Origin of the sequence: Streptomyces sp. NBC_00376 (assembly GCF_036077095.1) — a bacterium.
In the GTDB taxonomy this organism is placed as follows: Bacteria; Actinomycetota; Actinomycetes; order Streptomycetales; family Streptomycetaceae; genus Streptomyces.
Genome location: NZ_CP107960.1, coordinates 7,919,534 through 7,931,664, shown reverse-complemented (window position 1 = coordinate 7,931,664; position 12,131 = coordinate 7,919,534). Strand labels below are relative to the sequence as shown.

Here is a 12,131-nt window from a genome sequence, read left to right as displayed (position 1 = left end):
CCCCCTCGTCGGTGGATCAATTCGACTTGGCCGCCGTCTTCCTGGCCGCCGTCCGCTTCGTCGCGGCGGCCTTCTTGCGCGGCTTCTTCGTCTCCCGGGCGTCCGGCACGGGCCCGCGGCCGGCGGCATGGTCGGCGAAGGCCTCCGCCGCCTTGTCGGGCTCCCCGGACCGCAGCAGATCGACGAGACGGCCGTGTTCGTCGGCCATGGCGCACCAGTCACCGTCGAAGAGCGGGTCGGAGATGGCCCGCAGGGTGCGCAGGCTCGGCTCGATGACCTCCCACATCCGGGCCAGGAACGGATTGCCGGCGAACTGGCTGACCAGGGTGTGGAACTCTATGTCGGCGTCGCGGAAGCCGCTCACGTCGCTCGCGGCGACCGCCTCGCGCATCCGCTCCACCAGCGCGTCGAGCTCGGCGAGCTGCTCCTCGGTGATGTGCTCGGCGGCGAGCCGGGCGGCGAGGCCCTCCAGCGGTTCGCGCACCTGACGGGCGTACTCCGCGTCCTGTGAGGAGATCTCGACCACGAAGTGGCCGCGGCGCGGGACGTGCGTGAACAGGCCCTCACGCGCGAGCCGCTTGACCGCCTCGCGCACCGGGGCCTGGCTCACACCGAGCCGCCGTGCGATCTCCGATTCGACCACCCGGTCGTTCGGCGCGAGATCGCCCTCGACCACGGCCTGGCGGAGCAGTTCGTAGACCTGGTCCGAGATCAGGGTCTTGCGGAACCGGTCCTTGTTGGTGGCCAGCGTGGAGACGAATCCACCCGACGCATTGGATGCCATGAATTCCCAATCCTGCACTGGGGCACGTAAGTTGCGACATAATACGCGCCCATCTTCTCTCGATGGAATCACACCGAGGTTTCCAGCTGCTTGGACAGCCATTCCAATTTGACGACCTCATGGGCGGGCCCGCCGCCTTCGTGATCATTGAACGGATAGGTCCGTATCTGCTTGTCGGCCTGGTCCACATTCCGCTGGGCGCCGTAATGGTTGAACGCCGCATACACCGTGGAGGGCGGGCAGACGCGGTCCATCAGACCGACCGAGAACAGCGTCGGCGCATTCGCCCTGCGGGCCAGGGCGGCGCCGTCGAAGTAGGACATGGTGCGGGCGACCGTGGCCGCGTGCTCGCGGTGCAGCTTCACGAACCTGGCGACCTCGACGTACGGCGGCAGGTCGGTGATCGTGGTGGCGCGCGGGAAGTGGCACAGGAACGGCACGTCCGGCATGACGGCCACGAGGTCGGGGACGAGACCCGCCGCGGCGAGCGCGATCCCGCCGCCCTGGCTGGTGCCGGTGACCACGGTGCGGGCCGGGTCGACGTCCGGGTGCGTGCGCGCGGCGGCGACGGCGCGCACCGCGTCGGTGTACAGGCGCCGGTAGTAGTAGCGGCGCGGATCGAGCACGCCGCGGGTGAGGAAGCCGGGCGCGGCGATGTCACCGGCGGCCGGGTCGGGGTCGGGGGTCTCGGCGCCCTGGCCCCGGGTGTCCATGACGAGGTGCGCGTAGCCCGCGTCCGCCCACAGTCGCTTCTCGTGCGGGGCGCCCCGGCCGCTGCCGTAGCCCAGATACTCCACGACGACCGGCAGCGGGCCGGTGCGGGTCACCGGCAGGTGGAACCAGCCGCGCACGGGGTGGCCGCCGTAGCCGGCGAAGGTCACGTCGAAGGTGTCGATCGTGGCGAGCCCGTTGTGCACCGGCTCGAACGTCGCGGCGAGGCCGAACTCCTCCTGCCGGCCGAGTGTCTCCTGCCAGAACGTGTCGAAGTCGCCCGGCTCGGTGAGGGCCGGACGGTATCTCTCCAGCTCGTCCAGGGACAGGTCGAAATGTGCCATGGGGCATCTCCGCGGAGGTCGGGACCGACTCTCGGCGAGGCGGAGCCGGTCACTGTTCATCGCCTATCGATCATCGAGAGAATCGAATCAGGGGCGTTCGAGCACTGTCAACCACGCGTACGGTCATCCGCCGAGTCCGTACACCCGGACCGCGGTCGTGTGCAGTACCCGATGCCGCTGATCTGCCGTCAGATGGGCCAGGCCGAGCGCGGACGCCGTGAGCGAGTCGGCCCGTGAGCCGCGGGGCAGGCAGATCGGCCAGTCCGAGCCGACGAGAGCGCGGTCGGGGCCGAGCACGTCCACGACGTGTCGCACCATGTGCGCGACGCGCCGCCGCTCCACCCCGTGCTGCTGGGTGAGCAGCCCGGAGATCTTCACCACCACGCCCGGGCTCGCGGCGGCGCGCTCCACGTCGCGGTACCAGCCCCCCGCCGCAGGTGTGCGCGGGTCCGGTGCGTTGCCCAGGTGGTCGACGACGACGGTCAGCCCGGGGTGCCGGTCGGCGACATCGGCCGCCTCCTTCAACGCGCCCCGGTGGAGGTTGAGTTCCAGTGCCGTACTGGCTTCGGCCAGCACCGGGACGAGCGCGCGGGCCGGCTCGGGGGTGTCCGCCCACGTGGCGCCGCCGAGCCGCATCCCGCCCGGGCGAAGGTCGCCGAGCTCGTGCAGGAGGGCGCGGAACGGGCCGGGGCCGCCGGCGCCGTGGACGTGCAGGTTGGCCACGTAACCGGCGACCAGGTCCGGGCGGCGCAGGCGCAGTTCACGCAGGGCGAGCGTCTCTCCCGCGTCGCCGCGCGACGCCTCGACCAGGATCGCCCCCGCCAGGTCGAGACCTTCACCCGAGCGCTCCAAGTCGGCCTCGTCGAAGGCGCGATGGAGCTCGCTGCCCGGCCGGATCCACGGGAACCCCTCGGCCGGATCCCACAGGTGGACATGGCAGTCGATCACGGTGCGCCTCCTTCTCGGGGCTCTTCGGGGCCGCTCCGGAGTATTGACACGTCGGCTCCCTGCCCGTGAGTCTAACCATCGGCTATCGATGGGCGATTATTCAATCCGTACGTGACGAGGGTGCAGGTGTTCTCGATGCTCAGGCCTGAACGAACCGGTGGCACGCGCACAGTGGGCGAGCCGCACGGACCTCTGCTGACCGCGTCCCGGCGCGTCACCGAGGTCCCCCGGTGGGCTTACCTGGAGAGGGAGTTGTTCGCCGTACAGGACAAGGCGTGGCGGCTCTTCGCCGACCGCTACACCGAGGGCGACGGCCGTCTCGTCTTCCGCGACACGCTCGGCCGGGGAATGGACGGCCGGGACGGTGTGGACGACTTCTACGAGCCGTTCTTCAACTGGCCGACGCTGTATCTGCTGGGTGGCAGCGCGGAGTTGCTGACCGCGGCGCGGCGGCACTGGCGCGGGGTCACCGCGCAGCTCACCGAGATGGGCATGCTCGTCGACGGCCTGGAGCGCGGCTACGACTGGTTCCACCAGGGCGAGGGCCTGCTCCTCTTCTACGGCCTGTGCCTCGCCGACCCGGAAGACGCTGAGCTGCGTGAACTCGCCCTGCGTTTCGCCGACTTCTACCTTCCCGGCGGCCCCAACTACGATCCCGCGAACCGGCTCCTGCGTGCTCCGCACAACGGCTCGGCCGGACCGCGCTTCGGCTTCAGCGACGAAGAAGCGCACTTCCCGTGGAGCCTGGCCCTGCGCCCGTACGGCCTGCCGCTGGACGGGGTCGACGACGTCATGTCCTTCGACGACCTGGCCGCTTCGCCCGAGCGTGCCCGCGCGTACGGCCGTGCGATGTGGGACCGGATGGGCCGCGGTGACACGATCGTGAACCTGGCCGCCACCGGTCTGGCCACCAACGCCTTCCTGCTCAGCGGCGAACAGCGCTACGCGGACTGGGTGGCCGAATATGTCGCCGTGTGGCAGGAGCGGCTGGCGGGGCGTGACGTCGTGCCCGACAACGTGGGCCTGAACGGTGTGGTGGGCGAGTACCTGGACGGCCGCTGGTACGGCGGGCACTACGGATGGTCGTGGCCGCACGGCCTGTCCCCCGTCGGGAGCGCCACCGTCATCGGCGCGGCGAACGCGACGCTGCTCACCGGGGACCGGGGCTTCCTGGACCTCGCCCGCAACCCCCTGGACGTGGTGCTGCGCCACGCCGAGCAGCGCGGCGCCGACCGGATGGGCACGCTCGGCGAGCGCTGGGAGCCCCACCTGCGCTCGATGACGGCCGAGCGCACCCTCATGGTGCCCCAGCGGCACAACGACTCCGGTTGGTTCGACTTCACCGTCATGCCCGGCCAGCTCCCGCTCGCGCTCTGGCACTTCAGCCGCGAGCAGGCCGACCGGGACCGGATCGAGCATCTGCGCGCGGAGTCCCACTGGGACTGGACCACCGTGCACACCCAGCGCATCAAGGACGAGGCCGGGCACGAGGAGCCCTGGTACGAGTTCCTGCACGGACGCAACCCGCACTTCCCCGAGCGGATGCTGCGCAGCGCCCTCGCGAGCTGCGCCGAGCGGGTCGAGGCCATCGAGAACGACACGGTCGACCCGGCCGTCGGCCCCGACGCCCTGGACATTCACCACTGGCAGCACCTCAACCCGGTCGTGACGGAGGCGCTGCTGCAGCTGACCACCGGCTCCCCGCAGGTCCTCTACAACGGCGGCCTCGCCCAACTGCACCTGCGCTACCACGACGCGGACGCCCGCCGTCCCGGCCTTCCGGCGGACGTCGCCGCGCTCGTTTCGGACATCCGCCCGGACCACACGGTGGTGGAGCTGATCAACCTCGGCGACCCGGCGCGCTCCCTGCTGGTGCAGGCGGGTTCGTTCGCCGAGCACCACGTCGCCACCGTCCGCGTGGACGACGGTCCCGAGCAGCCGGTCGACGGACCGTACTGCCGCGTCGGCCTGCCCGGGAACTCACGGATCCGACTGACCCTGACCATGACGCTGCGTACAGGCCGCGCGGCCTGCACCTCCCCGTGGGAGACGGCATGACCGACAACGCCGCAGCGAACCGGCTGCCCTTCACCCTGCCCCGCATCGGCATCGGCACCGCTCCCCTGGGCGGGCTCTTCGAGGAGGTCACCGAGCAGGAAGCCGCCGCGACCCTGGAGGCCGCGGCCGAGGCCGGGATCACGTACTTCGACACCGCGCCCCGCTACGGACACGGCCTCGCCGAACAGCGCCTGGGCCGCCTGCTCGCCCCGTCCGGGGTCACCGACCCGGTGATCTCCACGAAGACGGGATGGCTGCTGCGACCCCGGCCGGACGGCTCCCCCGGTGAGGTGGTCACCGACTGGACGGAGCGCGGCATCCGCGAATCCCTGGAGGCGAGCCTGACCCGCCTGGGCCGCTCCAGCGTCGACATCCTGTATCTGCACGACCCCGACGACTACCCGGACGAGATACGCCGCACTGCCTATCCGGCGGTGCGCAGGCTGCGCGACGAGGGGCTGATCCGGGCGATCGGATTCGGGATGAACCACAGCGGTCCGCTCGCCTCGTACGTGGCGGAGTTCGAGGTCGACGTCGTGCTCATCGCGGGCCGCTTCTCGCTCCTGGACCACGAGGCGCTCACCACCCTGCTGCCGCTGTGCGCCAGGACGGGCACCGCGGTGGTAGTCGGCGGCGTCTTCAACACCGGCCTGCTGGCCGACCCTTCCCCCGGCGCCATGTTCAACTACCGGCCGGTTCCGGCGGAAACGCTGGAGCGGGCGCGCCGGTGCCGGACGCTGTGCGAAGCGTACGAGGTGCCGCTGCCCGCGGCCGCGATCCAGTTCCCGCTGCTGCACGCCGGCGTCGACTCGGTCGTCCTCGGCTGCCGTTCGGCGGCCGAGGTGACGGCGAACGCGGCGGCCGCCCGCTTCCCGGTCCCGGACGAGCTCTGGCAGCGGCTCGCCGAGGCCGGGTTCGTGCCCGAGCAGTTGCTGGAGGGGCGCGCCGGGTAGCCACGGACGACCGTCCGCCGCCGCGCCCGGCCGGCGGCGGACGGCGACCGGTCCCGGCACGCCCGTCATGGTGGCCTCGCGCTCACCCGGACCGAGAACTGTGGTGTCCCACCGCATACGCCCCTGAACTGCCCCTTCCTACGGTATGGCAACGCACACACGTCCCCGCCAACCGTCCGGAAGTGGTACCCATGGCCGCCCCAGCAACCTTTCCGCCAGCCCCGTCGAACCTCAAGCGCATCGTCGCCGCAAGCCTCGTCGGGACCACCATCGAGTGGTACGACAACTCATCCGATCAGAACTACGACCTGCTGTTTACACGCCACTGATCCGCCGAAGTCAGCACCGAACCAGCACCGGAGATTCTCGTGCTGCGTGACGGATCGAGATAAATGCGCTCAAGCCGGCTCGCGGAACGGTCCGGCCACCGCGTCGCCTGCCTGCTGGGCGCTGCCCGCCTGGCCGGCTCACTGGCCGACCTGTCCTGGGGCGTCGACCACGGGTACGGCGCCATCGTGGCCTGCATGGTCGCGATGACCGTCGGCCTGCGCACCGTCATGACGATCTGCCGCTCAACGACGGGCCCAGGAGGTCGGAAGCAGCATCGGCACCGCCGTGGTCGGCACCCTGATCGCGGCGCTCGTCACCACACGCCTGCCCGCAGGCACCTGGGGCGACGCACTGGTGGCGTCGGTCTTCCACGGCGAGCGGATCACCTACACCGTGCTGGCGGTCGTCGTCGGCCTCGTCGCGGCCGGCGGTGCACTCACCCTCACCGACTCCCACGCCACCGAAGAGCCCGCCTGAACGAACTCGTACATCCGCGTGCCCGGACGGGCCGGTGACAGGCGGGACCGGGCCGCACGACGAAGCTCCTGGCAGACGGGGTCTCGACCGAGATCACCCATGTCTGCCAGGAGCTTCGTGCACTGCCCGACCACGTCCGGCTGATCTGTCGAGCCGAACCTCGCGGTTCATGACCGGACAGGCGTCAGCGCGACATCCGGTGTCAGTTGAGGGTCAGGAAGGTGCCCGCACCGTTCGGGTATTCGATCCAGACGGTGGACCGGGATGCTGCCGGGACGCCGGACCAGGTGGCGGTCAGGTCGGTCGGCGTGCCGGGGGTGACACGGGCGTGGTCGGCTGTGACGGTGACCTTGCCGGTGACCGGGCTGTCCTCGGAGATGTGGTTCACCTGGTAGGTGTACGGGGTGACGGTGTCATCGGTGCTGCCGAGCGCGACCACGGCTACGAAGATCGTCCCGGCGTTCGGCTGCCCCAGGGAGATGGTCGAGGTGCCGTTGCTGTCGGGATCGGCAAACGCGGCTGACTGCAGAACGCCGTCGACCATCACTCCCCAGACGACGCCGACGATGGTGTCTGCCGCCGGATCGAAGTGCACCGAGATCTGAGCGGCCTTGGTACCGGCCGGGATGTTCGTCTCGTAGTAGGTCTCAGCAGCGGTTCCGGTCAGGGTGGCCTTGGTGAGGGGCGAGGAGACGGGTCCGCGTGCGGTGGCCGTGAGGGTGCTGGTGGCCGGAGTGACGGAGAAGGTGGTCTCGCCGCTGGTGCCGGTGCCCTTGATCTCGGCAGGGGCGTGGACGCTCTGCGGGGTGACGGCGATCGGGCTGCGGACCATGGTGCGGCCGGAGGTCCACGTGAGGGAACCGGTGTCGAGGATTCCCGAACGCGCCTTGGTCACATCGAACTTGATGGTGAAGGTGCGCTTCTGCCCGGCGTGACTGAAGTGCAGGACGGAAGGCGAGACGGTGGCCTTGACGCCGGGCAGATCGACCTTGGCCCGGTAGGTGCCGGCCGAGGTGGCGGTGACGGTACGGGTGACCGTCTGGGTACCGAAGAGCTCACCGATCGCGATGGAGGGGTAGTTGAGGTCGCTGGGGTCGATGGCCTCGGTTCCGGTCCGGGTGTCGATGCCGACACCTTCGAGGTACCCCAGCCAGTCCCGCTCGCTGGAGTCGTAGACGAGCCCCGGCCGCAGCATCGCGCGGGCCTCGACCTCGCCGGCGCCCTGGGCGAAGAGGTCGCCGTTGTTCTTGCCGTCAGCGGTCTTGGTGGGGGAAGCGGTGGTCATCATGGCCGACTTGATGCTCATCGGGGACCAGGTGGGGTGCTCGGAGAGGTAGAGGGCGGCGAGGCCGGCGATGTGCGGGGTCGCCATGGAGGTGCCGGAGAGGTAGTCGAAGTCGCGGCCCTGGTTGCCGGGCGGGGCGACGGCGGCGAGGATGGTGGCGCCGGGCGCGGTGATGTCGGGCTTGAGGAGATCGCCCTTGCCGACGAGGGAGGGGCCGCGGGAGGAGAAGCCGGCGACCTGCGGGTAGGTGGCCCCCTTGCCGCCGCTGGTGAGGGTGGCGGTGGCGCCGTCCGTGGCGGCGTAGTCGCGTACGGCGGTGGCCTCCGGGCCGTTCAGGTGCACGGTCGGTATGGAGTGCAGGTCGCCGTCACTGCTCTCGTTCCGCCTGTTGACCAGGACCATGGCGGTGCCGCCGGCCCTCTTGACCTCGGCGGACTTGTCCACGCGCGCGGTGACGCCCCGGTCGCAGACGACCGTCTTCCCAGCGGTGCGTGCGGGGTCCAGCGTTCCCGCGGCACAGAGGTCGGCGTCGGCGACGTCGGCCTCGGCGGTCTTGACGGCGGCGGCACGAACGAGCGGTGCGGAGCCGACGGTTTCGTGCACGCTGGTGCTGATACCGGTGTAGCTCTTCCCGTTGCCGAGCGTGACCGTGCCGGTGTGCGAGGCGATGGTTCCGGCGGCAACGGTGGTGGTCCAGGGAGCCGTGTTGTCGAGGCTGGCGGACTCGGGGCCGGCGTTGCCCCCGGCGGTGGCGACGAAGACACCCGCTGCGGCGGCGTTACGGAGCGCGGTCTGGGACGGGTCGTCGTACTCGCTCTCGAACATGCCGCCGAGGGAGTAGTTGATGACGTCCACACCGTCGGCGACGGCCTGGTCGATGGCGGCGACGAGGTCGCTGGTCAGGCCACCGTCCTGCTTGCCGTCCTTGCTCTGCCACAGGGCCTTGTAGACGGCGACGGTGGCGGCGGGGGCGACGCCGGAGACGGTGCCGAGGTCATGGCCGTCGACAGTGGCCCGGACGCCCGCGTTACCGGCCGCGGTCGATGCGGTGTGGGTGCCGTGGCCCTGGCTGTCTCGCGGGGAGATGTAGCCGGCCCGGTTGGATTCGGGGACCTGCTGGAGCCAGCCGTCGGCGAAGTAGCGGGCGCTGACGATCTTCTGGTTGCAGTCGGCGGCGGCGAAGCTCTCGCCGGTCTGGCAGGTGCCGGTGAAGGTGGTCCCGTCGGCCTTGTGCATGACGGTGGTGGTGCCATCGAGGTAGGGCCGGTAGAGGTCGTCCTTGGACGGCTTCTTGCCGTGCTTGCCGCCGGGCTTCCTGCTCGTGAGCGCCGGGGCCTTGAACGAGGCGCTCTCGGGCCAGATACCGGTGTCGATGTCGCCGATGACGATGCCGCGGCCTGCCTTGGCCGTACCGCCGAGGGCGGCCCACAGACCCTTGCGGCCGGAGAGGCCGAGGAAGTCGGAGGAGTTCCTGTCGTCGGTGGCCTGGTGGAGCCGGTCCGGGGCGATGTTGGTGACGCCCTTGGTGCGGGCCAGCTGGACGAGCTGGGCGGCGTTGAGCCGGGCGCTGAAGGTGTTGGTGGTGACGGCGTAGTGCTGGCGGACGGTCGCGCCGACCTTCTTGGCGACATGGCGCTGCTCGGCGACCAGGTGCGTGCGGTAGCGCTTGGCGTTCGAAGTGGTGACGTCGAGCTTCCGGCCCTCGGCGGGGCGGGTGGCGGGGAGGTCGTCGACGCTGCCGTCGTACGTGACGAGGGGCTGGTCGGCCAGCGTGATCAGGTAGTTGCCGGCAGCCAGGGGCTGGGCGGGGCCCTTCGCGACGGCGGGGGTGGCGAGCGGCAGGCTGAGTGCGGCAAGGGTGGTGGTGAGCAGGGCACCAATGGTGCCGCGACGGATTCGGGACGCTCTTCGTGGCTGAGGTGTCACAGGATTCCTCACGGATGTTCGGGCAGGCCGGACAGGCGAGCGGCGGCACTCGCCCTGGGTGTGAGTCGGCGACTTGAGTGGCGAACCGCCGTTCACGCGGGTTGATCGATAGGCGATTCAAGAGAAGTGAACGCTGTGCGATCACTTGGTGTCCAGATAACCTGATGGCGTGTTTGGCGCGGTGACCAAAAGCGCCACCTGCGGGGGGACGATCGGCCGGTGACCTGCACTCTTCCACCTGCCCCGGGCGACCCGACACGTGTGAGAGCGGAGGCTGGTTGTGCTGGAAGCAGTGGGCATGAGCGCGTTCGACGAGGGCGTGTACCGAGCGGTGCTGACGGGGCCTCAGAGCGCGGTACCTGATCTCGCGGAGAACGTGGGCGCCGGCGCGGCCCGTACGGGGCAGGCGTTGAAACGCCTCGCCGCTCTGGGACTGGTGCGGCGGGTGGGGCGGGGCCGGTGGGAGGCGGTGAGTCCGCGCTCGGCCCTGTCCGCGTTGCTGCACCGCCGCCGGTCGGAGGTGGAGACGGTGTTCGCTGGGGTGGAGACGGAGTTCGCCGATCTGCAGCGCCTGCACCGGGCCGGGCAGTTGCGGTCGGATCCCGGCGCCCTGGTGGAGGTGCTGACGGGCCATGAGGTGATGGTGCGAAAGGTCGAGGAGCTGAGCCGGGCAGTCACCACGCATCTGTGGACGCTGGACAAGCCGCCATATCTGGAGCCGGTGGGAGAGCCGCACCACAACGAGCGGGAAACGGCGACGACTACGGAGTGGCTGGAGCGTGGTGTGGACATCCGGGGCGTGTACTGCCTGGAGTCGATCGAACCGCCAGGGCGGCTGGAGTCGATTCTGAACCTGGCGGCCCTCGGGGAGAAGTCCCGGTTGCTGCCGCATCTTCCGTTCAAGGCCCGGATCGTGGACCGGCGGGTAGCGGTGGTGCCGTTGACCGGGGGGAGCAAGGACTCCATCGTGGTGGTTCATCCGTCTGGGCTGCTGGACGGGTTGATGGAGTTGTTCGAGGCGTACTGGGAGCGGGCCGAACCGTTGCTCTCCGACGGGCTGGGGGTGGTGGAGGGACCCAGCGAGGAGGAGCTGATGCTGGTCCGCCTGCTGCACGCCGGATTCAAGGACCAGGCCATTGCCCGGCAGTTGGGGGTCAGCGTGCGCACAGCGACGCGTCGGGTGGCGGCGTTGATGCGGAGGCTGGACGCAGGGACTCGGTTTCAGGCCGGAGTGAAGGCGCGGGAGCGCGGCTGGGTGTGACAGCTGGCGTGCTGTCTCACAACCAGCCGCGGCGGGCCGCGATCACTCCGGCCTGGAAGCGGTTGGCGGCGCCGAGGAGGTCGTGCAGGCGGCTGATACGGCGGCGCATGGTGCGAACGGACCAGCCGAGCTGACGGGCTATCGCCTCGTCCTTGAGGCCACTGACCAGGAGGGTGAGGACGAGTCGGTCCTCCTCGCCGAGGGGGTCCTCAGCGGGGGCGTTGAGGGGCAGGGCCTGTTTCCAGCACATTTCCCAGTAGCCGGTGAGGGCATCGAGCAGGGTGGACGGGCGGATCACCGCGGCGCGAACGTCGTCGAGGTCGAGGGAGAGCGGCATCAGAGCGAGCTTGCGGTCCGCGATGGCGAGTTTGATGCCCAGGCCGGGCAGGACGCGGGCCTGTTCGCCGTGCCGGACCAGCTCGCGGATGTCGTCGAGGACGCCCGGCCATTCCAGGGCCTCGGGGGCGTAGACCGCGCGGTACCGTACACCGCGGCCGAGCGCCGTCGCCTCCACCGGGTTGGAGGTCGTCAGGGCGTACGGCGGCCGGTCCAGGGTCATCACGTCCTCGTGGGCCTCCTGTTGAAGGCGGACGAACCAGCGGCCGAGCGCCTCGCTGCCGGTGGTGATCTCCACCTCGTCCTCACAGGTCGCGCCGGTTCGCGCGGCGGCGAACAGCCGGGACAGCTCGCCGGCCACCGAACGGACTCGCTCCAGCTCATTGCTTCTGGCCCGTACCAGCGCCTCGACGGCGGCGCCCGGCTCGATCGCGGCGTACCGGCGGCGGGTGCCGGCGAGCCGGCCGACCAGCCCGTGATCGCGAAGCCGGTCCAGCGCCCTGGCAACGCGCTCGGACGAACAGTCGAGATCCGCGGTGAGTTCGGCAGGCGCCGCCGTCCGCCGGGTCAGAACGGCGCGGTAGACGCTCTCGTCGAACGGATCGATTCCTGCCGCCGTGAGTTGCGGTGTCTCGGGAGTCATGGACGGATGATGGCCCAGTTGTGCCAGCGGCAGCAATGGGCCACGGAGATCAGTTGTGCGACAAGTGCCTTCACC

The 12,131-nt window shown here is 70.4% G+C and carries 9 protein-coding genes and 1 pseudogene; 5 read left to right on the top strand and 5 right to left on the bottom strand.

Annotated elements, in window-relative coordinates:
- Nucleotides 1–16: 16 nt before the first annotated feature.
- From OG842_RS35575 to OG842_RS35565, 3 genes are all read right to left on the bottom strand, one after another.
- Entirely contained in the window at nt 17–784 is a 768-nt protein-coding gene (locus OG842_RS35575) for a GntR family transcriptional regulator (protein WP_266734959.1), read from the bottom strand.
- Between the two features lie 68 nt (nt 785–852).
- Nucleotides 853–1,839, bottom strand: coding sequence for an acetylxylan esterase (locus OG842_RS35570; RefSeq protein WP_266734960.1), 987 nt, complete (start codon nt 1,837–1,839; stop codon nt 853–855).
- A 123-nt stretch (nt 1,840–1,962) separates the two neighbouring features.
- Nucleotides 1,963–2,787, bottom strand: coding sequence for an amidohydrolase family protein (locus OG842_RS35565; RefSeq protein WP_266734961.1), 825 nt, complete (start codon nt 2,785–2,787; stop codon nt 1,963–1,965).
- A 135-nt stretch (nt 2,788–2,922) separates the two neighbouring features.
- Between OG842_RS35565 and OG842_RS35560 the strand changes: the two genes are divergently transcribed.
- The 4 genes and pseudogenes from OG842_RS35560 to OG842_RS35545 form a co-directional block, all read left to right on the top strand.
- Nucleotides 2,923–4,845 (top strand): hypothetical protein, encoded by a 1,923-nt coding sequence (locus OG842_RS35560; protein ID WP_266734962.1) that lies wholly within the window; start codon nt 2,923–2,925, stop codon nt 4,843–4,845.
- On the top strand, nt 4,842–5,798 hold the full coding sequence (locus OG842_RS35555; protein WP_266734964.1) for an aldo/keto reductase: 957 nt from the start codon (nt 4,842–4,844) through the stop codon (nt 5,796–5,798). The genes OG842_RS35560 and OG842_RS35555 overlap by 4 nt, the downstream gene beginning before the upstream one ends.
- Nucleotides 5,799–5,989: 191 nt before the next feature.
- The gene (locus tag OG842_RS35550) at nt 5,990–6,127 is read left to right on the top strand and encodes a hypothetical protein (protein WP_266734965.1); all 138 of its coding nucleotides are present in this window, start codon (nt 5,990–5,992) and stop codon (nt 6,125–6,127) included.
- A gap of 69 nt (nt 6,128–6,196) precedes the next feature.
- A pseudogene (locus tag OG842_RS35545) lies at nt 6,197–6,605 on the top strand (MFS transporter); the annotation flags it as partial.
- 202 nt (nt 6,606–6,807) lie between these two features.
- Here the strand turns inward: OG842_RS35545 and OG842_RS35540 are convergent.
- Nucleotides 6,808–9,816 (bottom strand): S8 family serine peptidase, encoded by a 3,009-nt coding sequence (locus tag OG842_RS35540; RefSeq protein ID WP_266734967.1) that lies wholly within the window; start codon nt 9,814–9,816, stop codon nt 6,808–6,810.
- Nucleotides 9,817–10,114: 298 nt separating this feature from the next.
- Between OG842_RS35540 and OG842_RS35535 the strand changes: the two genes are divergently transcribed.
- Entirely contained in the window at nt 10,115–11,077 is a 963-nt protein-coding gene (locus OG842_RS35535) for a helix-turn-helix transcriptional regulator (RefSeq protein ID WP_266734969.1), read from the top strand.
- A gap of 16 nt (nt 11,078–11,093) precedes the next feature.
- On the opposite strand, the gene OG842_RS35530 is transcribed toward OG842_RS35535, so the two are convergent.
- Nucleotides 11,094–12,056, bottom strand: a complete 963-nt coding sequence (locus OG842_RS35530; protein WP_266734971.1) for a helix-turn-helix domain-containing protein — start codon at nt 12,054–12,056, stop codon at nt 11,094–11,096.
- Nucleotides 12,057–12,131 lie beyond the last annotated feature (75 nt).